This is a genomic window from Microbispora catharanthi (genome assembly GCF_006334915.2).
GTDB classification, from domain to species: Bacteria; Actinomycetota; Actinomycetes; order Streptosporangiales; family Streptosporangiaceae; genus Microbispora; species Microbispora catharanthi.
The window spans coordinates 44,880-70,084 of record NZ_VDMA02000021.1 but is presented as its reverse complement, the minus strand read 5'-3'; the positions used below and the strand labels follow the sequence as shown (position 1 = coordinate 70,084).

General features: G+C 71.0%; 23 protein-coding genes and 1 pseudogene. 18 read left to right on the top strand and 6 right to left on the bottom strand.

Annotation, left to right across the window (positions count from 1 at the left end):
• The first annotated feature begins 107 nt into the window (after positions 1–107).
• From FH610_RS32185 to FH610_RS32165, 5 genes are all read left to right on the top strand, one after another.
• The gene (locus tag FH610_RS32185) at positions 108–1,034 is read left to right on the top strand and encodes an EamA family transporter (protein ID WP_139578995.1); all 927 of its coding nucleotides are present in this window, start codon (positions 108–110) and stop codon (positions 1,032–1,034) included.
• Positions 1,035–1,044: 10 nt separating this feature from the next.
• Complete coding sequence (locus FH610_RS32180) at positions 1,045–1,659, top strand: GntR family transcriptional regulator (protein WP_139578994.1); 615 nt, start codon at positions 1,045–1,047, stop codon at positions 1,657–1,659.
• A 124-nt stretch (positions 1,660–1,783) separates the two neighbouring features.
• Positions 1,784–2,155 (top strand): hypothetical protein, encoded by a 372-nt coding sequence (locus FH610_RS32175; RefSeq protein WP_139578993.1) that lies wholly within the window; start codon positions 1,784–1,786, stop codon positions 2,153–2,155.
• 657 nt (positions 2,156–2,812) lie between these two features.
• Positions 2,813–4,210, top strand: a complete 1,398-nt coding sequence (locus FH610_RS32170) for a sugar transferase (RefSeq protein WP_139578992.1) — start codon at positions 2,813–2,815, stop codon at positions 4,208–4,210.
• Position 4,211: 1 nt separating this feature from the next.
• On the top strand, positions 4,212–5,276 hold the full coding sequence (locus FH610_RS32165) for a glucose-1-phosphate thymidylyltransferase (RefSeq protein ID WP_139578991.1): 1,065 nt from the start codon (positions 4,212–4,214) through the stop codon (positions 5,274–5,276).
• Between the two features lie 56 nt (positions 5,277–5,332).
• Here the strand turns inward: FH610_RS32165 and FH610_RS32160 are convergent, their stop codons facing one another.
• Positions 5,333–7,198: a DUF4082 domain-containing protein gene (locus FH610_RS32160; protein ID WP_139578990.1), complete on the bottom strand. Its 1,866-nt coding sequence runs from the start codon at positions 7,196–7,198 to the stop codon at positions 5,333–5,335.
• A gap of 231 nt (positions 7,199–7,429) precedes the next feature.
• On the opposite strand from FH610_RS32160, the gene rfbB reads away from it, so the two are divergent.
• Together rfbB and rfbD are read left to right on the top strand one after the other, a co-directional pair.
• Positions 7,430–8,398 carry a dTDP-glucose 4,6-dehydratase gene (gene rfbB / locus FH610_RS32155; protein WP_139578989.1) on the top strand — a complete coding sequence of 323 codons (969 nt, stop codon included), beginning with the start codon at positions 7,430–7,432 and terminating at the stop codon, positions 8,396–8,398.
• Positions 8,395–9,237, top strand: coding sequence for a dTDP-4-dehydrorhamnose reductase (gene rfbD / locus FH610_RS32150; RefSeq protein WP_139578988.1), 843 nt, complete (start codon positions 8,395–8,397; stop codon positions 9,235–9,237). Before rfbB ends, rfbD begins: the two co-directional genes overlap by 4 nt.
• Here the strand turns inward: rfbD and FH610_RS32145 are convergent.
• The gene (locus FH610_RS32145) at positions 9,219–9,809 is read right to left on the bottom strand and encodes a dTDP-4-dehydrorhamnose 3,5-epimerase family protein (RefSeq protein ID WP_139578987.1); all 591 of its coding nucleotides are present in this window, start codon (positions 9,807–9,809) and stop codon (positions 9,219–9,221) included. The genes rfbD and FH610_RS32145 overlap by 19 nt on opposite strands.
• A 122-nt stretch (positions 9,810–9,931) precedes the next feature.
• Here FH610_RS32145 and FH610_RS32140 point away from each other — a divergent pair, with 122 nt between their 5' ends.
• The 8 genes from FH610_RS32140 to FH610_RS32105 are packed head-to-tail and all read left to right on the top strand — an operon-like array spanning position 9,932 to position 18,339.
• Positions 9,932–11,158, top strand: a complete 1,227-nt coding sequence (locus FH610_RS32140; protein WP_139578986.1) for a class I SAM-dependent methyltransferase — start codon at positions 9,932–9,934, stop codon at positions 11,156–11,158.
• Positions 11,155–11,934 carry a sugar phosphate nucleotidyltransferase gene (locus FH610_RS32135; RefSeq protein WP_139578985.1) on the top strand — a complete coding sequence of 260 codons (780 nt, stop codon included), beginning with the start codon at positions 11,155–11,157 and terminating at the stop codon, positions 11,932–11,934. Before FH610_RS32140 ends, FH610_RS32135 begins: the two co-directional genes overlap by 4 nt.
• Positions 11,931–12,593 carry a PIG-L deacetylase family protein gene (locus FH610_RS32130; RefSeq protein WP_240809330.1) on the top strand — a complete coding sequence of 221 codons (663 nt, stop codon included), beginning with the start codon at positions 11,931–11,933 and terminating at the stop codon, positions 12,591–12,593. The genes FH610_RS32135 and FH610_RS32130 overlap by 4 nt, the downstream gene beginning before the upstream one ends.
• Positions 12,594–12,598: 5 nt before the next feature.
• Positions 12,599–13,627 (top strand): NAD-dependent epimerase/dehydratase family protein, encoded by a 1,029-nt coding sequence (locus FH610_RS32125; RefSeq protein ID WP_139578984.1) that lies wholly within the window; start codon positions 12,599–12,601, stop codon positions 13,625–13,627.
• Positions 13,624–14,898, top strand: coding sequence for a DUF4910 domain-containing protein (locus FH610_RS32120; protein ID WP_240809329.1), 1,275 nt, complete (start codon positions 13,624–13,626; stop codon positions 14,896–14,898). The genes FH610_RS32125 and FH610_RS32120 overlap by 4 nt, the downstream gene beginning before the upstream one ends.
• A gap of 5 nt (positions 14,899–14,903) precedes the next feature.
• The gene (locus FH610_RS32115; RefSeq protein ID WP_139578983.1) at positions 14,904–15,920 is read left to right on the top strand and encodes a hypothetical protein; all 1,017 of its coding nucleotides are present in this window, start codon (positions 14,904–14,906) and stop codon (positions 15,918–15,920) included.
• Positions 15,917–17,404 (top strand): oligosaccharide flippase family protein, encoded by a 1,488-nt coding sequence (locus tag FH610_RS32110; RefSeq protein ID WP_139578982.1) that lies wholly within the window; start codon positions 15,917–15,919, stop codon positions 17,402–17,404. Before FH610_RS32115 ends, FH610_RS32110 begins: the two co-directional genes overlap by 4 nt.
• 38 nt (positions 17,405–17,442) lie before the next feature.
• A complete protein-coding gene (locus tag FH610_RS32105) occupies positions 17,443–18,339 on the top strand; it encodes a glycosyltransferase family 2 protein (protein WP_139578981.1) in 897 nt (298 codons plus the stop codon).
• Between the two features lie 3 nt (positions 18,340–18,342).
• On the opposite strand, the gene FH610_RS32100 is transcribed toward FH610_RS32105, so the two are convergent.
• Positions 18,343–19,533 (bottom strand): acyltransferase family protein, encoded by a 1,191-nt coding sequence (locus FH610_RS32100; RefSeq protein ID WP_139578980.1) that lies wholly within the window; start codon positions 19,531–19,533, stop codon positions 18,343–18,345.
• A 156-nt stretch (positions 19,534–19,689) separates the two neighbouring features.
• On the opposite strand from FH610_RS32100, the gene FH610_RS32095 reads away from it, so the two are divergent.
• From FH610_RS32095 to FH610_RS32085, 3 genes are read left to right on the top strand one after another with little or no spacing between them, the layout of a single operon-like run.
• Complete coding sequence (locus FH610_RS32095; RefSeq protein WP_139578979.1) at positions 19,690–20,649, top strand: hypothetical protein; 960 nt, start codon at positions 19,690–19,692, stop codon at positions 20,647–20,649.
• A gap of 14 nt (positions 20,650–20,663) precedes the next feature.
• Positions 20,664–21,443 carry a hypothetical protein gene (locus FH610_RS32090; protein WP_139578978.1) on the top strand — a complete coding sequence of 260 codons (780 nt, stop codon included), beginning with the start codon at positions 20,664–20,666 and terminating at the stop codon, positions 21,441–21,443.
• Position 21,444: 1 nt separating this feature from the next.
• Positions 21,445–22,965: an O-antigen ligase family protein gene (locus tag FH610_RS32085; protein ID WP_240809328.1), complete on the top strand. Its 1,521-nt coding sequence runs from the start codon at positions 21,445–21,447 to the stop codon at positions 22,963–22,965.
• 163 nt (positions 22,966–23,128) lie between these two features.
• Here the strand turns inward: FH610_RS32085 and FH610_RS45355 are convergent.
• The 3 genes and pseudogenes from FH610_RS45355 to FH610_RS32070 form a co-directional block, all read right to left on the bottom strand.
• Positions 23,129–23,707 (bottom strand): annotated as a pseudogene (locus FH610_RS45355) (phosphatase PAP2 family protein); the annotation flags it as partial.
• Positions 23,704–24,612, bottom strand: coding sequence for a right-handed parallel beta-helix repeat-containing protein (locus FH610_RS32075; RefSeq protein ID WP_139578976.1), 909 nt, complete (start codon positions 24,610–24,612; stop codon positions 23,704–23,706). The gene FH610_RS32075 and the pseudogene FH610_RS45355, both read right to left, overlap by 4 nt.
• 12 nt (positions 24,613–24,624) lie before the next feature.
• The gene (locus tag FH610_RS32070; protein WP_139578975.1) at positions 24,625–25,170 is read right to left on the bottom strand and encodes a dTDP-4-dehydrorhamnose 3,5-epimerase family protein; all 546 of its coding nucleotides are present in this window, start codon (positions 25,168–25,170) and stop codon (positions 24,625–24,627) included.
• Positions 25,171–25,205 lie beyond the last annotated feature (35 nt).

Sequence of the window (25,205 nt, the reverse complement as noted above, 5' to 3'; positions counted from 1 at the left end):
CAGGGATCGTTCCTAACGACTTGGGCCACAGCCCCATATCAGGACAGTCTCGACGTTACGGAGGAAAGCTCTTGCTGATTGCTGTCTAGTTGTCAGACAATCCTTCCATGAACTCCAGATCGGGCCCGCTCGCGGTGGTCGCGGCGGCCGTCCTGTGGGGCACCGCGGGCACCGTCGGCACCCTCGCCTCCGCCGGCTCCGTCTCGCTGGCCGCGGCCCGCCTCGTGCTCGGCGGGGCCCTGCTGGGCGCGTTGGCGCTGGTCACGCACCGCCGTACTCCCAGCGGGAACGTTCAGACGCGCTGGCCGCTGGTCCTGGGAGCCGCCGCGGTCGCGGCCTACCAGCTGTGCTTCTTCGCCGCGGTCGGCAGGACGGGCGTGGCGATCGGCACGGTGGTGGCCATCGGCAGCGGCCCGGTCTTCACCGGGCTCCTGTCCTGGATCGTCGGACACGAGCGGCCGAGCGGGCGCTGGGCGCTCGCCACGGCCGCCGCCGTCGCCGGATGCGCGGTGCTCGTCACCGGCGGGGGAGAAGGAACGGGCGGTGCGGACGCGGGCGGCGTCGCGCTCGCCCTCCTCGGCGGGCTCCTGTACGCCTTCTACGCGGTCGTGGCGGCCCGGGCAATCGGCAGGGGCATGGAGTCGGGAATCGTCATGGGCGTTCTGTTCGGCGGCGCGGCCGTGCTCATGCTGCCGGTCCTCGCCCTGACCGGGCCGGCCTGGCTCGCGCGCCCGGGCGGCCTGCTGACCGCGCTCTACCTCGGCTGCGCCACCACGGGGCTGGCCTATCTCCTGTACGGCCGGGGACTGCGCACGACCCCCGTCGCCACGGCGGCCACGCTCGCGCTGGCCGAACCGGCCGTCGCGGCCGTGCTGGGCGTCGTGGCGCTGCGCGAGCACCTGTCCCCCGTCTCGTGGGCCGGTCTGGTGCTGCTCGCCCTGGGGCTGGTCGTGGTGGCGCTGCCCGCCAGGGCGCGGGGCCCCGAGGCCGTCGCACCCGGCACGGAACGGGCGGCGGCGGGAAGCCGCCAGTAGGCTCGGCCCCGTGACCACCCTGAGGCCCGTCTCCACCGTCGAGGCGCTCGCCGCCGCGCTGCGCGAGCGGGTGCTGTCCGGGGACATCGAGCCGGGGGCCGCGCTGCCCGAGCAGGAGTTGTCCGCCCGGTACGGCGTGGCCCGCCCCACGGTGCGTGAGGCGCTGGCGCTGCTCGTCCACGAGGGACTGCTCCGGCGCGAGCGCAACCGCAGCGCGTACGTCCCGGTGATCACCCCCGCCGACCTGGCCGACCTCATGTACGTGCGCGCGCCGCTGGAGGAACTGATGGCACAGGCCGTCGCGGGGCGCCGGGTGACGGCGGCGGAGGAGGCGCTGGACCGCCTGTCCGGCCTGCCGCCGGGCGCGCCCTGGGCGGCCGTGGTGGCCGAGCACATGGCGCTGCACGAGGCGCTCGTCGCCGCCGCCGGCAGCCCCCGCCTCGAGCGCCTGTACGCCACGCTCGCGGCCGAGACGCGGCTCGGACTGGTCGGGCTGCGGCACGCGTACGAGGATCCCCACGAGCTCGCGGCCGAGCACGCCGCGCTGCTGCGCGTCATCGCCGAGGGACCGGCGGACGCGGCCGTCCAGGCGGTGCGCGAGCACCTGCGATGGCGGCACGCCTGAGCCCGGAGGAGCCCCGGGCGATTCCCCCTGCGCGTTTTCTCCCGGGGGCGGATTTCCTCGCGCGGTTTCCCTTGGTTGCGGATTCTCTTGCACCGTGCCGCTCCAAGTCGTCACAATCGCGCCCATGCACGGCAACCCAGTGCCGGACACCTATGTGTACGTCACCGAAGAAGGCGTGACACGTCACTACGCCGACGGCAGCGTCGAGGCCCTCGCTTGGGAGGATGTGGTCGAGGTCCGCGTCGGCGGCCTTGGTGACCAGGATCCGCCCGGCCAGCCGGAGGACGTGTTCATCGTCCTGCTGGACCGTGAGGGCGAGGGCTGCGTGGTCCCGCACTCGGCGACCGATGCGAGCTTCCTGGCCCGGTTGCGCTACCTGCCGGACTTCGACCTCGACCGGCTGAGCACCGCGGTCGAGAGCGCGCGCTCGGACTACGTCGTCGTGTGGCGCAGCCCGGAGCCGCCGTCCCCGTTACCCGACCTCGAATACGACTAGAGGCCGGAAGCGCCGTGCCGGGCCCCACTCCTGAGCGCCTGCGAATAAGACTCCGAATCTAGTTCGGCCTGCTGGCGGGGGATACCCGGGCTTTACGGGCTGACGCGGGCGGTGCGCACGACACGGACGGAAATTCCCCGGCAGGCGCCCCGGCCCTCATCCGGCCCACCGGGAGGCGTCGCATGCGGCGGATCCGTATCGGCCCCCTGCAATGGCTCTCGGAGGGGCGCCGTGGAGGCTCGCATGGCCGGGCACGCGTACTCCACCTGCGTCTACTCTCGCCCCGGCTGCCCCGGTCGGTGGCATCCCCCGCGCGAGGAGTGCATTTCGGCAGGTTACGGAGGTGCATACTTCGGGTGACATTTCCCTAAGCCCATCGAAGACGGCATCATTGGACCGTTCCGTCAAGCCATTTCGATAGTGTCAGGACGGCCGAATGTGGACATGAGCCGTCGTTCCGTAGGCGTAGATCGCTCTTTAATATCAAAGTCGGATAGCGGGCGATGAAGCGTATGTGCTTCAGGTCAACCTGTGTGGCGGAACAGGCGTCAAGTCTGCAGAGTCCGGCGACTAGGGGCGTGATAGATGGAGACGCGGTTGGGGTCGACCCCGACGCGAACTGTCACCACCCACGTTGAACAGCGGAGATACGCCAGCATGGCGACGGCGGCCTACTTCAGGCTGCTGATGGCCGGCGACCTGGTGTGTTCGATCTTCGCGTTCGGCGTGGTGGAGGGGACACGGCTCGCGCTCGGCGCGTTCATACCCGTGGTGGACCTGATCTTCGGCATCACCTTGACCATCCTCTGGCCCGGTGTCATGAGCTTGGTCGGCAGCTACCGCAGGAGTGCTCACGGGGAGGGTACGGAGGAGTTCCGTGCGGTCACCCAGGGCGGCTTCGGACTGGTGGCGACCATCGCGATCGGCGCGTACGTCACGCAGACCACCGTCGCGAGAAGCTACGTCATGGCGATGGTGCCGCTCGCGACGTGCATCACGCTGGTCTTCCGGCACCGCATGCGCAAGCGCCTGCACCGGTCCCGCTCGCGTGGTGAGTACCTGCGGCGCGTCGTGGCGGTCGGGCACGGCGCGGCGGTCCTCGACCTGGTCATGCAGTTGCGGCGGCAGCCGTACCACGGGATGCGGGTCGTCGCCGCGTGCCTGCCGGGCCCGCAGGACCGCGGCATGCTGCTCGACGTCGACGACGTGCCCGTGCTCGGAGACTTCACCGACGTGGCGGCGGTCGTCGACGAGGTGTCCGCCGACGCGGTGGCCGTCCTGGCCTGTCCGGAACTGGACGGCGCCGCGCTGCGCCGCCTCGCGTGGGGCATCGAGTCGAGGGGCGCGGAGCTGTTCGTCGCCCCGGCGCTCATGGATGTCGCGGGTCCCCGGGTGAGCGTGCGGCCGGTCGCGGGGATGCCGCTGCTCCACGTGCGGCATCCCGACCTCGACGGCGCCCGCCAGCTCGTGAAGAGCGCGTTCGACAAGGTGGTCGCGGCGGTCGCGCTGGCGATCCTGGCGATGCCGATGCTCGCCATCGCCGTCGCGATCCGCCTGACGAGCCCCGGGCCCGCCTTCTTCAGGCAGACCAGGGTCGGCCGGCACGGGCGGGAGTTCGACATGCTCAAGTTCCGGACGATGGTCGTGGACGCCGAGAGGCTGCGCGACGTCCTGCTTGACGAGAACGAGTCAGACGGCGTGCTGTTCAAAATTAGGAACGATCCAAGGATCACCCGCGTGGGGGCCGTCCTGCGCCGTCACTCGCTCGACGAACTCCCCCAGCTCCTCAACGTGCTGCGGGGGGAGATGTCCCTCGTCGGTCCCCGCCCGCCGCTGGCGTGCGAGGTCGAGCAGTACGCGGTGGACGTGCGCCGCCGCCTCGTCGTCAAGCCGGGCATGACGGGCCTTTGGCAGGTCAGCGGCAGGTCCGATCTGTCCTGGGACGAGTCGGTCCGGCTCGACCTGCGCTATGTGGAGAACTGGTCGCTGATGCTGGACCTGCAGGTGCTCTGGAAGACATGGTCGGCGGTCACGCGCGGCGACGGGGCGTACTGAGGTGAAGGCCCTCGTCCTGGCCGGCGGCTCCGGAACCCGCCTGCGGCCCATCACGTACACGCAGGCCAAGCAACTGGTGCCGGTGGCGAACAAGCCGGTGCTCTTCTACGGCCTGGAGTCGATCGCGGCGGCCGGCATCCGTGAGGTCGGCATCGTCGTCGGCGACACGCACGCCGAGATCGAGGCGGCGGTGGGCGACGGCTCCCGGTTCGGCCTGCAGGCCACCTATCTCCGGCAGGAGGCGCCGCTCGGGCTGGCGCACGCCGTGCTGATCGCCCGCGACTACCTCGGCGACGACGACTTCGTCATGTACCTCGGCGACAACTTCGTGGTGGGCGGCATCGAGAGCCTGGTCGAGCGCTTCCGGACACGGCGGCCGAGCGCGCAGATCATGCTGACCAAGGTGTCCGACCCCCGCCAGTTCGGCGTCGCCGAGCTGGACGCCGACGGCCGGGTCGTCGCGCTCGTGGAGAAGCCGAGCGAGCCCAAGAGCGACCTCGCCCTGGTCGGCGTCTACCTGTTCACTCCGGCGGTGCACGAGGCGGTGGCGGACCTCAAACCGTCCTGGCGGGGGGAACTCGAGATCACCGACGCGATCCAGTGGCTCATCGACGCCGGCCACGACGTGGAGCCGTCGATCATCTCGGGCTACTGGAAGGACACCGGGAACGTCACCGACATGCTCGAGGTGAACCGGCTCGTGCTGGAGTCGGCGGAGCCCCGGGTCGACGGCGACGTGGAGGACTGCGAGCTCATCGGGCGGGTCGTGGTGGAAGCCGGGGCGTCGGTGCGCGACTCCCGCATCGTCGGCCCGGTCGTGGTCGGCTCGGGGACGGTCATCAGCGGCTCCTACATCGGGCCGTTCACCTCGATCGGCGCCGACTGCCGCATCGAGGGGAGCGAGGTCGAGTACTCGATCGTGCTGTCGCGCGCCTCCATCACGGGGGTGCGCAGGATCGAGGCCTCGCTGATCGGGCACGACGTCGAAGTCACCCCCGCGCCGCACGCGCCCCGCGCCCACCGTCTCGTGCTGGGCGACCACAGCAAGGTGCAGATCATCTCATGAGCGGACACACCGGGGGCGGGGGCGCGCCAGGACGTGCGCTCCCCGCCCGCAGGCCGTCAGGTGTGGCAGGGGAGCGCCCCGACGGTGGACGTGACGCGGTAGTCGTCGTCGACGGTGACGAGCGTGTTGCCCGACCAGTCGATCGACGAGCAGTCGGCCTCCACCGGTCCGTACACCCAGGAGCGGTTGACGAGCCGGTTGTTCCGCACAACCACTCTGCCGTGCGCGTTCTTGACCTGGATGCTGTACGTGCCGCCCATGACGAGGTTGTCGGTGAGCGTCACGTCGACCACGCGCGGGTCGGTGATGAAGATCGGCGCGGTGATGTCCCTGGCGTCCCGCTGGTCGACCGTGTTGTGCTGGAAGACCAGCCCCTTGCCGGCCATGTACGTCTGGATGCCGTCGGAGTGGTCGCCGGGGTTCGAGCACAGGTGGACGTAGGAGTCCCGGATGGTGACGTCGTCACCCGAGACCCGGAAACCGTCCCCGTGCCCGCGGACCAGCACGCGCGTGGCGGTGTAGTGCGACTCGCCCACGCCCGGAGTGCTGACGCAGCCGCTCGCCGGGCCCACGGTGGAGTCGCTGATCGTGAACGAGTACTGCCGGGTGCCCCGCTCGTTGATGACCGTGCCGTCGATCTGGCTGTTGCGCACGGTGACCCCGTCGGCGTTGATCACCAGGTCGCCGGTGATGTGCACGCCGTCGACAACCGTCCCCGGTGTGGTGACCTGGTAGTCGTTGCCGCCGAGGTTCGCCGCCTTCCGCAGCGGGCTGACCGAGCGGGGGGCGCCGGTGCACGCGGGGGTCGGGTAGCCGCCGGGGCAGGCGGATCCCGCGGGTGCGGTCGGCGGGGGCGCCGGGCTCTGTGCCGGGCTCTGTGCCGGGCTCTGTGCCGGGATCGAGGGGCTGCGCGACGGGCTCCGGGTGGGCCGGCCGCCGGTCGGCTCTCCGCCGGGTGTGCGAGACGGCTCCCGGGACGGGCTCACGACCGTGGTCGGCTCCTCGGACGGCCGCGCGGACGGCACGACGGAGGGCTCGGCCGACGGCTCCGCGGACGGCTCGACGACCGGGGGAACGGAGGGGCCCGGCGTCGGCTCGAAGGAGGGCGGCGCCGAGGGCTGGACCGTGACCTCCCCGGAGGGGTTCGGCGAGACCCGCGAGACCGACGGCCAGGGCCTCGGCGTGTACGTGACGACGTCGCGCGACCGGGTCGCCGAGGGCACCGGGCGCACGGACGGCGCGGGCTCCCTGTCCAGCCAGCGATAGATGGGGCCGACGTAGTACGTGTAGTTCTTCGGGTTCCAGCGGTGGGGGAAGCGGCTCGGGCCGTAGGTGTAGACCCCCACGCGGCGGGCGGCCGTGCTGAGCGGCCCCGACCGCAGCGCCCCGGCCGACGGCCGGCCCGCGTACGTGCCGTGCTCGCTGTGGTAGGAGACGGTGTAGACCTTCCCGCCCACGACCGGCACCGCACTGCCGAAGCGGGCCTCCTGCCAGCCGGAGCGGCTCTCGTCACGGAAGGTCACCGTGGCGAGGCGCGTCCCCGCGGAGTCCCAGAGGCTGCCCGTGTGGCTGCCCTTCTCACCGGGCGCCTTGTAGAAGCGCACGCCGATCACCCAGCCGTCCTGGGCGGCGGTGAAGCGGGTGCCGAGTTCGACGGGGCTCCGGTCCCTGTGGACGGGCGGGCTGAGCCGGTCGTCCCTGGACCAGAAGCCGACCTCCTTGGCCTGCAGCGTGACCCGCGGCTCGGGGGCGGCGACCGGGCCCGGGTTCGCGGTGTGCCGCGTCACGACGGCGGCCACCGGGATCGCGGCGGCGACGAGCGCGGTCGCGATCAGCAGCGCCGGACGCGGGCGCGGCAGATACCGAGAGGTGCGGGCGTACCTGGGGTTCGCTCCGTGGCGTGGGTGTTTGTTGGGGGCCATATCTCCGACCTCCGCGCCGAGGCGCTCAGTTCGTCATTTTGTCCTTGCCGATCCACTGCCGGGGGCTATTGTGACGCCTGAGACGACGAGTGCGCATGAATTTGGCCAAATTACGTCTTTCACTCACTCGGGCTCGGCCTTCAGGTCGCCCGTTTCCTTACTGAAATACGATGCGGTCCTCCCCTATTGCTTTTTTAGGTGCAAAACCATCCACATCTGGAGATTCCTGACTTGAGGCTATTGATCACTGGTGGCGCCGGTTTCATCGGTTCCCAGTACGTCCGGACCGTGCTGACCGGCGGATATCCCGCCTTCGCCGGAGCGCGGGTCACGGTGCTGGACCGGCTGACCTACGCGGGTAATCTCGCCAACCTCGCTCCCGTCGAGGGTGGTTACGACTTCGTCCACGGGGACGTCTGCGACGCGGCCCTGCTCCGCGAGGTGGTTCCCGGTCACGACGTAGTGATCAATTTCGCGGCCGAATCCCACGTCGACCGCTCGATCGAAGGTGCGGCCGATTTCGTCCGCACCAACGTCCTCGGGGTGCAGACCCTCCTCGACGCCTGCCTCACCTCGGGCGTCGGGAAGGTCGTGCAGGTGTCCACCGACGAGGTCTACGGCTCGATCGACGCGGGCTCCTGGGACGAGAGCGCGCCGCCGGCCCCGCGTTCGCCGTACTCGGCCGCGAAGGCCGGTGGCGACATGCTGGCCAGGGCGTACGCGATCACCCACGGGCTCCCGGTGTCGATCACCAGGTGCGGCAACAACTACGGGCCGTACCAATACCCCGAGAAGGTCGTTCCGCTGTTCGTCACCAACCTCATCGAGGGCCGCCGAGTCCCGCTCTACGGCGACGGGGGAAACGTCCGCGACTGGGTCCACGTAGCGGATCACTGCCGGGGTATCCAGCGCGTCGCCGAGGTGGGGGAGCCCGGCGAGATCTACCACATCGCCGGGACCGCGGAACTGTCCAACCTGGAGCTCACCGAGCGGCTGCTCGCCGCGTTCGGCGCGGGCTGGGACCGGGTCGAACGAGTGGCCGACCGGAAGGGGCACGACCGGCGCTACTCGCTCGACGACCGGAAGCTGCGTGCCCTCGGCTACGCCCCCGAGATCTCCTTCGAGGAGGGTCTGGCCGGTACCGTGCGCTGGTACGTCGACAACCCCCAGTGGTGGAAGCCGTTGCGGGCGCGCGCATGAGGTGGATGGTGACGGGCGCCAAGGGCATGCTCGGCGTGGATCTCATGGAGGCGCTGACCGGTGAGGACGCCACCGGTTTCGGCCGCGACCTCGACATCACGGACGACGGGGCCGTGGGGGACGCCCTGGACGACCTCGCTCCCGGCGTCGTGGTGAACTGTGCCGCCTGGACCGACGTCGACGGCGCCGAGACCCGGCCGGACGAGGCCATGGAGGTCAACGGCCGCGCCGTCGAGGGGCTCGCACTGGCCTGCGCCAAGCGCGGGATGCGCCTCATCCACATCTCCACCGACTACGTCTTCGACGGCATGGGCCGCGAGCCGTACGGCGAGGACGACGATCCGGTGCGCCCGGTCAACGCGTACGGGCGGTCGAAGCTGACCGGGGAGCGGGCCGCGCTGGAGCACGGCCACACGGTCGTCCGTACGGCCTGGCTCTACGGCGCCCGCGGCCGCAACTTCCCGGCCACGATCATCCGCCTGGCTGCCGAGCGGGAGACCGTGTCGGTGGTGACCGACCAGGTGGGCCAGCCGACCTGGTCCGCGGACCTGGCCGCCCGCCTGGTCGAGCTGGGCCGTTCCGGTGCGCCGGGCGGCGTCTACCACGGCACCAACGCGGGGCGGACGACCTGGTACGAGTTCGCCCGTGAGATCTTCACCCTGCTCGGCGCGGACCCCGGCCGGGTCGTCCCGACCACGTCCGCCGCCTTCGCCCGGCCCGCCCCGCGACCGGCATGGAGCGTGCTGGGGCACGGCCGGTGGGCGCGGGCGGACCTGCCGCCGATGCGGCACTGGCGCGAGGCCCTGCATGCGGCGTGGCCCTACCTGAGCGTGTCGTAGAAGGCGAGGCAAGCGTCATGATCCGGCAGCAGTCCCGCCTCGCGCGCCTCCTTGAGAGAGGGAGCGGCGGCGTCCTTGTCCGACAGGATCGGCTCCACGTGCGAGGGCCACTCGATACCCAGATCGGGATCGAGCGGGTGCACGCCGTGTTCGCGTCCCGGCGCCCACGGCTGGGAGCAGAGGTAGACGACGGTGGCCTGCTCGCTCAACGTGAGGAAGCCGTGGCCCAGCCCCTCGGCGATGTAGAGACCGCGCCGGTCGGTGTCGTCGAGCAGCACGCTCTCCCAGGACCCGTACGTGGGAGAGCCCACTCTGAGGTCCACGACGACGTCGAGGACGCTCCCGGCGACGCAGGTGAGGTACTTGGCCTGCCCGGGCGGCACGTCGGCGAAATGGATCCCCCGCAGCGCCCCCTTCCGGGAGACGGTGCAGTTGACCTGTGCGAGGTCCAGCCCGTGTCCGGCGACCTCCCGCAGGTCGGCGGCCTTGAAGACCTCGAGGAGCGCGCCGCGCTCGTCGGTGTGGATGCGGGGGGTGTGGCACCAGGCCCCGGCGATGCTGAGCCGATCCATGGTCGAAGCATCGCATACACGGCCGTAACTCGATCGGCTCATGACGACGATTACGTTCATGGCAACCAGCCGTGGGTCCCGCACGTCTTCGGACGGCAACCATGTGATGAGGGAGCATATTGATGACAAAGTGCCGGTTGTGCGGGTCCACGGCGCTCGCGAGCATCGTCGATCTCGGGGCGACACCCCCTTGTGAGCGGTTCCTCACGCGGGAACAGCTGGACGAGCCGGAAAACACCTATCCCCTGCATCTGCGTCTGTGCACGGACTGCTGGCTGGCCCAGATTCCTCCGCTCATCACGCCCGAGGAAACATTCACCGAATACGCGTACTTCTCGTCCTATTCGACGTCCTGGGTGGAGCACGCCCGCCGGTTCGTGGCCGGCGCCGCCGAGCGGCTGGGGCTGTCCGATGCCTCGTTCGTGGTCGAGGTGGCGAGCAACGACGGTTACCTGCTGCGCCACGTGGTCGAGCGCGGGATCCGGTGCCTCGGGATCGAACCGTCCGCCAACGTCGGCCAGGCGGCGAAGGACGCCGGAGTGCCGACCCTCACGGCCTTCCTCACACCGGAGACCGCTGCCGCCGTCCGGGACGAGCACGGCCCGGCCGATCTCGTCGTCGCCAACAACGTGTACGCCCACATTCCCGACGTCATCGGCTTCACCCAGGGGCTGCGGGCCCTGGTGGCCGACGACGGCTGGGTGTCGATCGAGGTGCAGCACCTGCTCACCCTCATCGAGGGCACGCAGTACGACACCATCTATCACGAGCACTTCCAGTACTACACCGTCGCCTCCGCGATGCGGGCCCTGGCGAGCGGCGGACTGGCCCTCGTGGACGTCGAGTCGCTGCCGACCCACGGTGGGTCGATCCGGCTGTGGGCCCGGCCGGTCGAGGCGGCGGGGGAGCCGGGCCGACGAGTGACCGACCTGCTGGCCAGGGAGAAGGCCGCGGGCCTGCACGAGCTGTCCGGGTACGCCGAGTTCGCCGCCCGGGTCGCCCGAGTGCGGCGCGACCTGCTGGCCTTCCTCGTCCGGGCCGCCGAGGAGGGCCGGACCGTCGTCGGCTACGGCGCGCCCGGCAAGGGGAACACGCTGCTCAACCACTGCGGCATCCGGCCGGACCTGCTGTCCTACACGGTGGACCGCAATCCGTACAAGCACGGCAGGTTCACTCCCGGCACCCGCATTCCCGTCCTGCCGCCGGAGCGCATCGAGCAGGACCGGCCCGACTACGTGCTCGTGCTCCCGTGGAACCTCCGTGCGGAGATCACCGAGCAGCTCGCCCACGTCCGTGACTGGGGAGGCCGCCTGGTCTTCCCCATCCCCCGATTGGAGGTGGTCTCGTGAAGGTCGTCCTTTTCTGCGGCGGATACGGCACCCGCATGCGCAACGGCACCGCCGGTGACGTCCCCAAGCCCATGCAGCTCGTCGGGCCGCGGCCGCTGATCTGGCACGTGATGCGCTACTACGCCCACTTCGGGCACACCGAGTTCATCCTCTGCCTCGGCTACGGGTCCCACCACATCAAGGACTTCTTCCTCAACTACCAGGAGACGACGTCCAACGATTTCGTCCTGCGGGCGGGCCGGGTCGAGCTGTTGTCGACCGACATCTCCGACTGGTCGATCTCGTTCGTCCAGACCGGCATCGACTCGCCGATCGGCGAGCGGCTGCGGCGGGTCAGGGACCACCTCGGCGGTGACGAGATGTTCCTCGCCAACTACGCCGACGTGCTGACCGACGCCCCGCTGCCCGAGATGATCGACCGGTTCGCCGCCTCCGACGCCGGGGCGCTGATGATGGTCGTCCCTCCGTCGGAGACCTTCCACTGCATCGAACTGGGCGAGTCGGGGACGGTCGGCGGCATCACGCCGGTCAGTCAGATGCCGCTGTGGGTCAACGGCGGCTACTTCGTGCTGCGGCAGGAGATCTTCGACCACATCCCGGAGGGCGGCGACCTGGTGGGCGACGGCTGCGCGGAGCTGGCCAAGCGGGGCCGCCTGCAGGCATACCCGTACCGCGGCTACTGGCGGCCCACGGACACGGTCAAGGAACGGGTGGCTCTCGACGACGCGTACTCGCGCGGCGAGCGGCCGTGGGCGCTGTGGGAGCGGGCGTCGTGATCGGACTGGTTCCGGCCCTCCCACAGGGCCGCACGGCGCGGATCGCCGCGCTCGCCGCCCACTGCGACGACCTGCCCATCGGCGCCGGCGGCACCCTGCTGACCGTCTGCCGCGCCCGCCCCGGCATCCGGATCGACGCCCTCGTGCTGTCCGGCGGGGGCAGCGCGCGGGAGGACGAGGAGCGGGCCGCCCTCGCCGCCTTCTGCCCCGGCGCCGACCTGCGGGTCACCGTGCTCAAGCTGCCCGACGGCCGGCTCCCCGCGCACTGGGACGAGGCCAAGGAGGCGGTCGAGGACCTGCGCGCGGCGGGCGACCCCGACCTGGTCGTCGGCCCGTGGCGGGGCGACGCCCACCAGGATCACCAGGGGCTGGCGCAGCTCGTCACCACGGCGTTCCGCGACCACCTCACCCTGGGCTACGAGATCGCCAAGTGGGACGGCGACCTCGGGCGGCCCTCGGCCTACCACCCCCTGTCTCCCGAGGTGGCCGAGGCCAAGGCGGACCTGCTGCTGGAGCACTACCCCTCCCAGCGGAACAAGCCCTGGTACGACCGGGAGGCCTTCCTCGGCCTGGCCCGCCTGCGCGGGATCGAGTGCCACACGCGCTACGCCGAGGCGTTCCACGTCACCAAACTCACCCTCGACCTTTCAGGAGAATGACCCAGATGCGCGTGCTGTTGACCGGACACCAGGGCTACCTGGGCACGGTGATGGCCCCGGTGCTCGCCGGGGCGGGCCACGAGGTCGTCGGCCTCGATTCCGGGCTGTTCGCCGACTGCGTCCTCGGCCCGGCTCCCGACGACCCGCCCGGGCACGCGGTCGACCTCAGGGACGCCGGGCCCGAGGTCTTCGCCGGAATCGACGCGGTCGTGCACCTCGCGGCCCTGTCCAACGACCCCCTGGGCTCGCTCGCCCCCGATCTGACCTACGACATCAACCACCACGCGTCCGTGCGGCTGGCCCGGCTCGCCAGGGACGCGGGCGTGCGCCGGTTCCTCTACGCCTCCACCTGCTCGGTCTACGGCGCCTCCGGCGGAGACGACCTCGTCGGTGAGGACGCCCCGCTGCGGCCCGTCACCCCGTACGCGGAGTCGAAGGTGCGGGTGGAGGACGACCTGTCGAAGCTCGCGGACGACGACTTCTCCCCGGTCTACCTGCGCAACGCCACGGCGTTCGGGTTCTCCCCCCGGCTGCGGGCCGACATCGTGCTGAACAACCTGGTCGGCCACGCGCTCCTGACGAATCAGGTGCGGGTGCTCTCCGACGGCACGCCGTGGCGGCCGCTGGTCCACGCGCGCGACATCGCCGAGGCGTTCGCCCAGGCGCTGGTCGCGCCCAGGGAGGCCGTCCACGACCGGGCCTTCAATGTCGGGACCGAGCTCAACAACGTCACGGTCGCGGAGATCGCGTCCCACGTGGCCGAGGCGGTGCCGGGGTCGGACCTGGTCATCACCGGTGAGGCGGGGAACGACCCCCGGTCGTACCGGGTGGACTTCTCCCGTGTGCGCGCGGCGCTCCCGGGCTACCAGGCCAGGTGGACGGTCAAGGAGGGGGCGGTCGAGCTGATCGACGCCTACCGGCGGTTCGGTCTGCGGCAGGGGGACTTCGACCGGCGATTCACCCGGCTCGCCCGCCTGTCGGACCGCCGCGGGGCGGGCACCATCGGCGACGACCTGCGGCCGGTGGCCGAGTGAGCGATGTCGGCCGCCGGATGCACGCACTGGTGGAGCGGCTCTACCCGCTGTGCCGGAGCATCACGGGCGACGGGGTCCGGCGCACGCTGGAGATCGTCGGGGAGTCCCTGCCGCTCGAGGTCCACGAGGTGCCGACCGGCACGGAGGTGCTCGACTGGACGGTGCCGAAGGAGTGGAACCTCCGCGACGCGTACGTCAAGGACCCCTCCGGCCGCAAGGTGATCGACTTCACGGAGTCGTCGCTGCACGTCGTCGGCTACAGCACGCCGGTGTCGGCCACTCTCACACTGGACGAGTTGCGCCCACACCTGCACACGCTGCCCGAGCAGCCGGACCTGATCCCCTACCGCACCAGCTACTACGCCGAGACATGGGGCTTCTGCCTGCGCCACGAGACGCTGGCGGCCCTGCCCCCGGGGCCGTACGAGGTGGTGATCGACTCGACGCTCGCCGACGGGCACCTCACCTACGCCGAGCACGTCGTGCCCGGCGAGTCGGCCGACGAGGTCCTGGTGTCGTGCCACGTCTGCCATCCGTCGCTGGCCAACGACAACCTCGCCGGCGTCGCGGTGGCCGTGGAGCTCGCCCTGCGGCTGGCGGAACGGCGGCCTCGCCACACCTACCGGTTCGTCTTCGCCCCGGGCACGATCGGGGCGATCACCTGGCTGGCGTTCAACCGCGACCGGGTCGGCCGGATCGGGGCCGGGCTCGTGCTCGCCTGCGCCGGCGACAGGGGATCGCTCACCTACAAGCGCAGCAGGCGGGGGAACGCCGAGATCGACCGGGTGATGGAGCACGTCCTGCGCGCCTCGGGCCGTCCGCACACCGTCGTCGACTTCTCGCCGTACGGCTACGACGAGCGGCAGTACTGCTCGCCCGGGTTCGACCTCGGGGTCGGCTCGCTCACCCGGACCCCGTACGGCGCCTACCCCGAGTACCACACCTCGGCGGACAACCCCGGTTTCGTCTCTCCCGAGGCGATGACCGAGACGCTGGAGACCCTCTGGGAAGCGGTGGACGTGCTCGAGCGCGACCGCCGCTATCTCAACCTCAGCCCCTACGGCGAGCCGCAACTCGGGCGGCGCGGCCTGTACGGCTCACTCGGCGGCCGGAGCGACACCAAGCGCGACCAGATGGCGATGTTGTGGGTGCTCAACCTCTCGGACGGCGACCACAGCCTGCTCGACATCGCGGAACGCTCCGCACTGCCCTTTCCCCTCGTGGCGGACGCCGCGCTGGCGCTGCAGAGCGCCGGATTGCTCAAGGAGTAACAGGGATGACCCAATTGGACACCGGCAGCAGGCCCGGCACGCTCAAGCTGCGCGTCGGCGACCTGGTGGAGGTCCGGAGCGAGGAGGAGATCCTCGCCACCCTCGACGAGAACGGCGAGCTGGACAACCTCCCCTTCATGCCGGAGATGCTGCGCTTCTGCGGGCAGCGGATGAGGGTGCACAAGGTGGCGCACAAGCTGTGCGACACGATCAGCCGCAGCGGCATGCGGCGCATGGACAACGCCGTGCATCTGACCGGGGCGCGGTGCGACGGCTCGGCGCACGGCGGCTGTCAGACGGCCTGTTCCCTGTACTGGAAGGAGGCCTGGCTCAAGCGGGTGGATCCGGACGACGCGCCCGCGCAGGCGCCCCGGCCGGCCCGCGCCCTGCTGCCGCTCCTGGAGGTGAACAGCCGCAGGCCGCCCGCGGAGGACGGCGAGGAGCGCTACTCGTGCCAGGCCACCGAGCTGCTGCGCGCGGCCCCCGTCTGCCTGCCGTTCAGGGACGTCCGGCAGTACGTCGAGGACGTGCGCACGGGCAACGCCGGGCTGCTGCCGGTGGTGCGCGCCTTCCTGATCGCGTTGTTCAACCGCTACCAGGACATCAGCAAGAAGGTCCTTCCCCAGGCGTGGTGGATCAGGGGCGGCCGGCGCTGGGGAGGGCTCAGGGGGATGGCCGGCGAGCGCACCCCGACCGCGGAGCTCGGCCTCCAGCCCGGCGAGCTGGTCAGAATCAAGTCCAAGGCGGAGATCCTCCGCACGCTCAACGACGACCTCCTCAACCGGGGAATGGGGTTCGAGGAGGAGATGGCCCGCTACTGCGGTCGCAGCGCGCGGGTCCGTGCCCGGGTGGACAGGTGCATCGACGAGAAGAGCGGACGGATGCTACGGATGAAGAATCCCTGCATCATCCTCGACGACGTCGTCTGCGCCGGCGTCTACAACTCCAACTGCCCGCGTGAGTTCGTCCCCTTCTGGCGAGAGATCTGGCTGGAGCGCATCGAGGAGCCCCGTCACGTATGACCGCACAAGAGGAACCCGGCAACGACGCCGGTACCGTGGGCACGATCGGCCGCCAGGCCGGTCGTGGCCTTCGCTGGAGCCTGTTCGGCACGTTGCTCACGCGCATGGGCTCGTTCGCCATGGGGCTGGTCCTGGCCCGCCTGCTGGCCCCCGCCGACTTCGGCCTTTACGCGATCGCGCTCGCGGCCACGCAGTTCGTCATGCACGTCAACGACGCCGGTCTCATCGCCGCCACGGTGCAGTGGCGGGGCAAACTCGAGGAGATGGCGCCCACGGCGAGCGTGCTGGCCGTGGTCTTCAGCACCGGGGTCTACGGGATCTTCTGGGTCGGCGCGCCGTACTTCTCCACGCTGGCGGGCAGTGAGCAGGCGACCGGCGTCGTCCGCCTGCTCACGGCCGTCATCCTCGTCGACGGCGTCACGGCCGTCCGCGCGGGCGCGCTGATGCGCCACTTCGAGCAGGACAAGCTGACCAAGGCGAACCTGGCCGGAGTGCTGGCGAACGCGGCGATCGCCGTAACGCTCGCCGTCATGGGCGCCGGCGCCTACAGCTTCGCGGCCGGTCAGTTCGGCGCCTCCGTGGTGACGGGCGTGCTGGTGTTCGTGTTCGCCAGGGTGCCCGTCCGCATCGCCGTCGACCGGGCGATCGCCGTACGGCTCCTCCGGTTCGGCCTGCCGCTGGCGGCCAGCCTCGGCCTGGAGTCGGTGCTGATGAACGCCGACTACGTCATCGTCGGTGACCGGCTCGGTATGACGATGCTCGGGTTCTACCTGCTCGCGTTCAACGTGTCCAGCTGGGTGCCCGGCCTGATCGGCACGGCCATTCGCTACGTCTCCATCGCCGGTTTCTCCCGCCTCGCGGAGGGCGACCAGGAGTCGCTCGCCGAGGGCGTGCGGCGCTCGGTGCCGCTCCTGATCGCGTTCGTGCTGCCGGTGGCGGTGGTGATGGCCACACTCGCCCACGCGATCATCATCACCCTGTACGGCGCCCAGTGGAACATGTCGGCCGGCGTGCTGCGGTTCCTGGCGGTCCTCATGGTCGTGCGGATGCTCACCGGACTCGCCTTCGACATCCTCACCTCGGTCGGCGCCACCCGCGCGACCGTGTGGCTGAACGCCGGCTGGGCCGCGGCCCTGGTCGCCGCGCTGCTGGTCGGCATCGGCCTGGACGGGATCCGCGGCGCCGCGATCGCGCACGCCGTCGTCGGCCTGTTCGTCGCGTTGCCGCTGGCGGTCTGGGCCCTGCAGCGGTCCGGGGTGAACCTGCGGCCCGTCCTGCCCGCGCTGGTGCGCCCGCTGGCCGGGGCCGCCGCGGCGGCAGGCGTCATCCTCCTGGTGAGCCAGGTGACCGGGCACATCCTCCTGCTCGAACTCGTCGCCGCCGGAGGGGCGGGCCTGATCGTCTACGTGCTGATCGTCGTGCCCGCGGCCCAGCTCAAGGGGCTCGGCGGCCGTCTTGCGCGGCTCGTCCCCGCCCGTTCGTGAAGACGCGCCGAGTCGGTTCGGCGGCTGGAAGGAATGCCATGTCCTCTCACGACACCCTGGTGTCCGTCGGACTGCCCGTGCGCAACGCGGCGGGGCGGCTGCGCGAGGTGGTGGAATCCGTGCTCGCGCAGGACCACGAGAACCTCGAACTGATCATCTCCGACAACGCCTCCACGGACGGGACCGAGGAGGTCTGCCGTGAGCTGGCCCGCTCGGACGGCCGGATCCGCTATCGGCGGCAGGCGGAGAACATCGGGCTCCTCAACAACTTCAAGGCGGTGATACGCCTGGCCGAGGGGCCGTACTTCCGGTGGGTGGGCGACGACGACCGGCTCGACCCCCGGTGCGTCTCGCGCTCGCTCGACCTGTTCGCCGAGGACGAGCGGCTCATCCTGGTGACCACGCAGATCGCCTACAAGGGGCCGGACGGCAGAACCGAGACCGCCGCCTACGAGGGGGCCGCGCTGGGTTCCGGCGACCCGGTCGAGCGGTTCGCCGAGATGCTGCGCATGCTGAACGAGAGCCACCTGATGATCGACCCGCTCTACGGGCTGATGAGACGGGAGGCCGTGCTGCCGATCCCCCGCCGCAACATGCTGCGGGAGGACGAGGTCTTCGCCGCGAAGCTCGCGCTCGCCGGGCCGTGGGGGCACGTGGCGGAGGTGCTCGGGCATCGGAACTGGAAGCACGAGACGATGCCGGTGCTGGCCCGCCGCCTCGGCGTGCCGTCCTGGCAGGCGCACTTCGCGACCACCCTGCAGTGCCGTGAGATGCTCCGCTGGCTGAAGCAGGCGCCGCTCACCCCCGAGCAGCGGGCCCGGGCGCGGGCGGCCGTCTACCGGATGTACGCCCGGAGGCAGCGACGGGTGGCCGTCCGGCGGGGCCGCAAGGCGGCTCGGCTCGTGACCGGACTGGTGGGCGCCGGACGGGGCTGACGCCTACGGCGCGGTCCTTCGAGCGAAGCGGGCGGAGGCGGCCGCCCGCAGCGCCGGCCAGGACCGGTGACGAAGGAAGGGCAGCTCGAACACCGCGGCGAACAGCCGCGCCACCAGCAGGCTCAGCGGCACGGCCAGGACCGTGGTGAGGAGGAACGCGGTGAGGCCGTGCCCGGCCGCCGGGCTCACCACGAGCGTGCTCAGCGCCACGACGATCGGCGCGTGGATCAGATAGAGACTGTAGGAGAAGTGGCCGAGGCCGAGGATGGGGCGGCTGTCGAGCAGCCGGACCAGCGGGGCCGGCCGGCCCGACGCCACGGACACGAGCAGCAGGGTCACCGCCGGGCCCATCGCGATGTCCACCCAGAAGTAGTGCTCGACCGTCCAGACCGGCCCCAAGGCCACGATGACCGCGACCACGGGCAGGGCCGTCGCCAGGGCCCACCACGGCCGGAGGGCGGCGGCCTTCGACGGTGTCCCGGCGGCCTCCGTCCCGGCCTTGGCCGCGATACCCGCGCCGACGATCCCGAGCGCGAACAACACCGCGAACTGCGGGGTGAACCGCAGGAGCTTGTCCACCAGCGGCACCGAGGGGGCGAGCAGTCCGATGGCCGCGACGGGCACGGTGACCGCGGCGAGCATGACCGTGGTTCCCGCACGCCGCAGCATCAGCAGCATCAGGGGGAAGAGGATGTAGAGGTGGGCTTCCACCGCGATGGACCAGAAGGCGCCGTTGGGGCTGGGGGAGCCGGCCACGTCCTGCAGCAGCAGGCCGTACAGGAGGACGGATTTGGCCGTGGGCGGGCCCTCGCCCGGCTGGGGAGCCAGGGTCCAGGCGACGACGAGGCTGAATGCCAGCGCGGCCCAGTAGGGCGGGAGGATCCGCCAGGCGCGCCTACGCGCGAAACGGCCCGCCCCGCCGAGCCGCCACTGTGACCGGGCAGGGGAGACCGCGAGCGAGAACCCGGACAGCACGATGAAGACCACCACGGCGAAGTGGCCGTAGAGGAGCCAGCCGAGCCACCACGGTCCGCCGTTGCCGGGAAACCCGGGGAACGCCATCAGCCAGCAGTGATGCAGGACGACGAACAGAGCGGCCAGCCCCCGGATACCGTCCAGGCCCTCCAGCCGGCGACGCGCCGTAGGCGCGGTGACATCCCTGCTTACGACCCGTTGTGTGGACGATTCGTCCAATTCGTTCCGCTCCGCTCGGGAAGGCCGGTAACGCTGCGTGAGGGTTGCCAGATGTAACGGTTTGTTGGACCGTTTGAACCGGGCCGCGCCAACCCATGATTGGTAAAGTACATTCTCGGGTGGCCGGACGTATATGGTCACGGAGGGCGGGGAAGCATGGACTTCTGGAAGAGCATCTTCACGCTCGCTCGCCGCCGGTCCGTGGGCCCGCCGATATTCGCGCTCGCAATTCTCGTGGCCGTGGTCGCTTATCTCATGCTGCCCACCACGTATGTTTCCAGCACGGCCATGGTCCTGACCACGCCGACGAGCGGCGGCACCCTTTCGCCCGACCCCAAGGAGGCGGCCGGGCTCACCAACCCGCTCCTGCAGTTCAACGACGGTTTGCGGACCACGGCGGGCATCCTCATCCTGTCCATGAACACTCCGGAGATGATGACCCGCCTCGGCGTCAGGCCCGGCGGCCCCACCGAGATCACGATCAACGACGGCCGCACCAATCCCGACCTGCTCGGCATCAGCACCAACGGCCCGTTCGTCTACGTCGAGGTGGACAGCAGGTCCCCGGCCGTGGCCGACGCGACCGTACGGAAGGCCGGGCAGCTCATTCGCGCGGAACTCGCCGCCCGGCAGCGGGCGCTGAAGGCGCCGCCGTCCACGTACATCGCCATCACCGACGTGATGCCACCCGGGACGCCAGAGGCGAAGCGGACGGTCAAGTGGGGCGCGGCCGCCGGTGGGCTGCTGGCCGTCATGGTCGTCGGATTCGGCCTGGCCTACCTCGTGGACCGGCAGCGTGGCAACCGCCGCGCGTCGTACGTCGTCCACGCCCCCTGGGTGGCTCAGCCGCAGCGTCCGGCCATCACGCCGTCGGCGTACGAGCCGGACGTCCCGCCGCCGGACGTCGACGCCGCGCCGGCCACCACGGCTCCGCCCGCGCCGAGACCATCCCAGAACTGGGACGACGACGCGACCGCCGTCATCGTCGTGGTGTCCGACGAGCCACAGGGCGGCGACCGCTCCGGGGGGCTGCGGCTCGCGCCCGACCCCGACGGCGACGCGATCGGCGACGGGTCCGGTGAGGACATGTCCCGCCCCGCTTCGCGCGCCGGCTGAGTGAGGAGCGGTCGATGGACTTCTGGGGGACCGTCCTCGTCGTCTTCCGGCGCTGGTTCGTGACGCTGCCCGCCTTCGCGCTGGCGGTGGGCGTGACCATCGCGGTCTATCTGTCGATCCCGGTCACCTACACGTCCACGACGGTTCTGGTGCTGACGACGCCGACGACGGGCGGCAGCCTGCCGAGCAATCCCAAGTACCCGAACGGGCTGACGAACCCTCTGCTCAACTTCGACCGGGGGCTCAGCATGACGGCCTCCATTCTCATCGGGGCCCTCGCCACGCCGGAGACCGCGGCGGCGCTCGGGGCGTCGCCCGAGGGCGACCCGAGCTACGAGGTCAACAACGGCAGCACCAACCCGGAGCTGCTGGCCCAGACACCGTTCGTCTTCATCACCGGTGAGAGCGCGTCCCCGGCGGCGGCCCGCGACATCGTCATGCGGGTGGAGGCCCGTGCGAGGAAGATCCTGGCCGAGCGGCAGGAGGCGCTCAAGGCGCCGCGCGCCACGTTCATCAGGATCGACCGGGCCGTGCCGGCGACCATGCCGGAGCCGCAGAAGGGCCGCAAGATGCGGTCGGCCGCCGTGGCCCTGGCCCTGGGCGCCGCCGCCACCCTCGTGGCGGCCTTCGCCGCCGAGAGCATCGCCCAGGCGATGCGCGTGCGGAAGGGCAGAAAGGTGCGCAGGGCCGGCGGAGCCGCCGATGCCGAGCCGTACGGGCCGTCCACCGTCTCAGTGACGGACCGGACGCGACCGCGTCCATCCGAGGGACGTCAGCCGGCGGTGAGCGGCTGAGATGCCCGCAGACCGGCCGGCCCGCGGGGTCGACGACCAGGACGCCCGCCGCACTCTGACCCTGCCGGCGCTCGGCACGGCGCCGATGCGCGGCGCCCCGCTCCGCGGCGATCCGGTCCTCGCCGATCCGCTCCTCCCCGGGGCGCGCCGTCGTGCCGACGGTGCGACGCTTGCGGCCCTGTTCGCGTTGTCGCTGCTCATCATCCCGGCCCGGCTGGTCCTGAGGGGCCTGCCGCTGTCGCTGACGCCCGCGAACATCCTCAGCCTGCTCGCCGGAATGTGCTGGCTGTGCGCGCAGTTCACCACCACCCTGGGAGTGGCCAAGGGCCGCACCCCCGTTCGCACCGCCCTGTTCTGCTACGCCGTCGCGCTCACCGCCACCTACGGCGTGGCCAGTTACGGCTACCTGCCGAGTGACGAGCTGAAGCTGTCCGATCACGCCCTGGTCCTCGTCATGGCGAGCGTCGGCATCGCGCTGGCCGTCTGCGACGGGGTCCGCACTCCGGAGCGCCTCGACTTCCTGCTGAAGACGATGGTGACGGGCGGGGCGGTGATCGCGGTCATCGGCGCGCTGCAGTTCATGGCCGACTTCGACCTCACTCAGTATCTCGCGCTGCCCGGTTTGCGCTTCGCCTCGGAAGGCGGGGCGGTCGACATGCGTGACTCCATGCGGCGGGTGGCCGCCACCACCGGGCATCCGATCGAGTTCGGCGTGCTGTGCTCCATGCTGCTGCCCCTCGCCGTCCACTACGGTTTCCGCGGCGGCCGTGGCGCCCTGCGCTGGTGGTTGTGCGCGGCGCTCATCGGCATGGGCCTGCTGTTCTCCGTGTCGCGGTCGGCGGTCCTGGGTGTCGGAGTCGTCGGAATCATCTTGGTCCTCGGGTGGCCCGTGCGGCGCAAGGTCCAGGCCCTGATCGTCACGGCGGTCTTCCTGGCCGTGGCGAAGCTGACGTTCCCCGGCCTGCTCAACACCCTGTACGGGCTGTTCGCCAACGCCGGGACGGACAGCAGCGTCCAGTACCGCACCCACGACTACGATGTCGCGGCTACCGAGGTCGCCAGGCACCTGTGGCTCGGCCGGGGCATCGGCACCTGGTACGCACCGAAGTACCAGGTCTTCGACAACCAGTACATCCTGACCGCGGTGGAGAGCGGAGCCGTCGGCGTCGCCGTCTTCGTGGCGCTGTTCTTCTGCGGGATCTACTCGGCCGTGCGGGCCCGCCGGTTGAGTGTGGACCCGGCCCCGCGCGACCTCGGCCTGACGCTCGCCGCCTGTCTGGTCGTGCCGCTGGTCGGCTCCGCGACCTTCGACCTGCTGTCGTTCGCCACCGTCACCGGTGTCGCCTTCCTGCTCATCGGGGCGTCGGGTGCGTTGCTGCGCTCCGCCCAGAGGGAGGCGGCGGTGCGGGCGTGGGAGGACGACCACGCGGAGCGGGCCCCAGGCCGGTACGGCGCAGCAGACCGAGCATGGTCGCGGCTACCGTGGCTCCCCCTGCCAGGGCGATCGCCCGGCCGGCCCTGAGCGCGGCCGGATCGCCGTCTCCGCCGAGAGCCGCGAGGACCGCGACCGCGAGCCCTGCCACGGCCCCGATCACGTGCAGCCCGATGAGCAGGCGCATCGCGACGCGTCCCAGCGGGCCGAGAGGCTCCGCCTCCCGCGTCGCCCCCACGCGTGCGAGGAACGCGACCGCTGCGCACGCGTAGGCGAGCACGATCAGATCGCTGCCGATCGTGTCGCTCGGCCGGTGCCAGTTGGCGGTGACGGTGGAGGCGCCGACGGCGGTGGCCCAGGCCGAGGTGGGGAGCACCACGACCCAGCGGAACCGGTGGGGGATCACGAGGACGAGCGCGCACATGACCGACATCGCGACCGCCGTGTGGCCGCTGGGGAAGCTCTGGTCATCCCGCCGCACGCCGGACGGCAGCAGGATCGGCCGCAGCAGGACCAGGTGACGCAGGACCTCGGTCGTGACGACCGATCCGGCGATGACCGCCGTGCCGGCGACCGCGAGCAGGGGACGGCGCCGGACTAGTGCGACCGCGCACACCAGCAGCACCGCGCCGGCCAGGGAGTAACGCGAGATCGTGCCGAGAGCGGCGAGGGCGGCCTCCTCCTGCCGGCCGCCGGCCACGCGCTGCGCTCCCTCCAGCACCGCGTCCTCGAACCGCTGTCCCGGCACCGTCCACACCGCCAGCAGGTAGACGACCACCAGCAGGACGAGGCAGCAGCACGCGGTGATGGCGGCCCGCCGGGACGTCGTCATCCCACGCAGGGGAGGGGACCGACGGTCGAGACGATCCGGTAGTCCTTGTCGATCGTCACCAGCGTGTTGCCCGACCAGTCGATCCTGTCGCAGTCGGCGTCGACCGGCCCGTACACCCACGACTTGTCGACCAGCTTGTTGTCGCGGACCACGGCACGGTCGCGGACCTTCCTGACCTGGATGCTGTAGGTGCCGCCCATGACGAGGTTGTCGGTCACCGTCACGTCCGACATGCGGGGGTCGGTGATGAAGATCGGTGCGGTGATGTCCCTGGCGTCACGCTGGTCCACCGTGTTGTGCTGGAAGACCAGCCCCTTGCCGCCGACGTACGTCTGGATGCCGTCGGAGTGGTCGCCCGGGTTGGAACACAGGTGGATGTAGGAGTCCCGGATGGTGACGTTGTTCCCCGAGTCGCGGAAGCCGTCTCCGTGGCCCCGCACGAGCACCCGCACGGCCGTGTAGTCGGTGTCCCCGACGGCGGGCATCGACTGGCACCTGTCGGCCGTGCCCACGGTGGAGTCGGTGATGGTGAACGAGTAGGTCTTGCCGGCGTAGCTGTCCAGCACGATGCCGTCGATCTGACTGTTGCTGATCCGCACGTCGCGGGCGGTGATCAGCAGGTCGCCGGCGATGTGCACGCGGTCGAGGACGGTACCCGGGGCCGTGACGCGGTAGGCGCCCTTCTCCGTGAGGGGCAGGGTCGTCAGCCGTGTTCCGGGCGGAACCCCTGTGCAGGCCGGCGCCGGATATCCGGGGCACCGTGCGGCGGGCGACGTGCCGGGCGGCCTGGTGGGGGACACGGACGCCTCGGAGGGGTCCTCCGCCGAGGGAGAGCAGCCGAGCAGCATCAGCACGGCGGCGAGGGCCGCCGCCACAGGTGCCAGGGAGACCCCTCGCCGTCGCATGGACGCTCGCTTTCAGGTGCGTAGCCGGTCCCGCAATTGTGCCCAACTTCCCGCGGCCAGGTCGCGCTCACTGATGAGAGAGGCCGGTTGGGGCCACGGGATTCGCAGGTCCGGATCGTCGTAGCGCACCGACAGGTCCTCGGACGGGTCGTGCTCCCTGTCGATCCGGTAGCAGACGTCGGCGTCCGTCAGGGCCTGGAACCCGTGCAGCAGCCCGGGGGGGACGTACAGGGTCACGAACGTCTCGTCGTCGAGCAGGACCGACGTCCGCACGCCGAACGTCGGCGAGTCCGGCCGGGCGTCCACGATCACGTCGTACACGGCTCCGCGGGCGCACCGCACCAGCTTGGCCTCGCCGCGCCCGGACCGGCCGTGCATGCCGCGGATCGTCCCCCTGCGGGAGCGTGACTGGCTGTCCTGGACGAAGGCGGCCGGGTCCAGCCCGGCCTTCGCCGCGACGTGCGCGTCGAACGTGCGGGTGAACAGTCCCCGCTCGTCACGGTGCGGTGTCGGTACGAACAGCAGCGCCCCGTCGATGGCCGTTCGCTCTACTCTCAATGCTGTGACCCCTCTCCGATCTGTGAACCGTCCGA

What these genes read in the sequence shown, in the direction of transcription:
- FH610_RS32140 (WP_139578986.1), top strand. Translation starts at nt 9,932, where the DNA reads ATGACAAAGTGCCGGTTGTGCGGGTCCACGGCGCTCGCGAGCATCGTC.
- rfbD (WP_139578988.1), top strand. Translation starts at nt 8,395, where the DNA reads ATGAGGTGGATGGTGACGGGCGCCAAGGGCATGCTCGGCGTGGATCTC.
- FH610_RS32115 (WP_139578983.1), top strand. Translation starts at nt 14,904, where the DNA reads ATGACCCAATTGGACACCGGCAGCAGGCCCGGCACGCTCAAGCTGCGC.
- FH610_RS32105 (WP_139578981.1), top strand. Translation starts at nt 17,443, where the DNA reads ATGTCCTCTCACGACACCCTGGTGTCCGTCGGACTGCCCGTGCGCAAC.
- FH610_RS32110 (WP_139578982.1), top strand. Translation starts at nt 15,917, where the DNA reads ATGACCGCACAAGAGGAACCCGGCAACGACGCCGGTACCGTGGGCACG.
- FH610_RS32095 (WP_139578979.1), top strand. Translation starts at nt 19,690, where the DNA reads ATGGACTTCTGGAAGAGCATCTTCACGCTCGCTCGCCGCCGGTCCGTG.
- FH610_RS32075 (WP_139578976.1), bottom strand. Translation starts at nt 24,612, where the DNA reads ATGCGACGGCGAGGGGTCTCCCTGGCACCTGTGGCGGCGGCCCTCGCC.
- FH610_RS32175 (WP_139578993.1), top strand. Translation starts at nt 1,784, where the DNA reads ATGCACGGCAACCCAGTGCCGGACACCTATGTGTACGTCACCGAAGAA.
- FH610_RS32145 (WP_139578987.1), bottom strand. Translation starts at nt 9,809, where the DNA reads ATGGATCGGCTCAGCATCGCCGGGGCCTGGTGCCACACCCCCCGCATC.
- FH610_RS32160 (WP_139578990.1), bottom strand. Translation starts at nt 7,198, where the DNA reads ATGGCCCCCAACAAACACCCACGCCACGGAGCGAACCCCAGGTACGCC.
- FH610_RS32125 (WP_139578984.1), top strand. Translation starts at nt 12,599, where the DNA reads ATGCGCGTGCTGTTGACCGGACACCAGGGCTACCTGGGCACGGTGATG.
- FH610_RS32170 (WP_139578992.1), top strand. Translation starts at nt 2,813, where the DNA reads ATGGCGACGGCGGCCTACTTCAGGCTGCTGATGGCCGGCGACCTGGTG.
- FH610_RS32090 (WP_139578978.1), top strand. Translation starts at nt 20,664, where the DNA reads ATGGACTTCTGGGGGACCGTCCTCGTCGTCTTCCGGCGCTGGTTCGTG.
- FH610_RS32085 (WP_240809328.1), top strand. Translation starts at nt 21,445, where the DNA reads ATGCCCGCAGACCGGCCGGCCCGCGGGGTCGACGACCAGGACGCCCGC.
- FH610_RS32185 (WP_139578995.1), top strand. Translation starts at nt 108, where the DNA reads ATGAACTCCAGATCGGGCCCGCTCGCGGTGGTCGCGGCGGCCGTCCTG.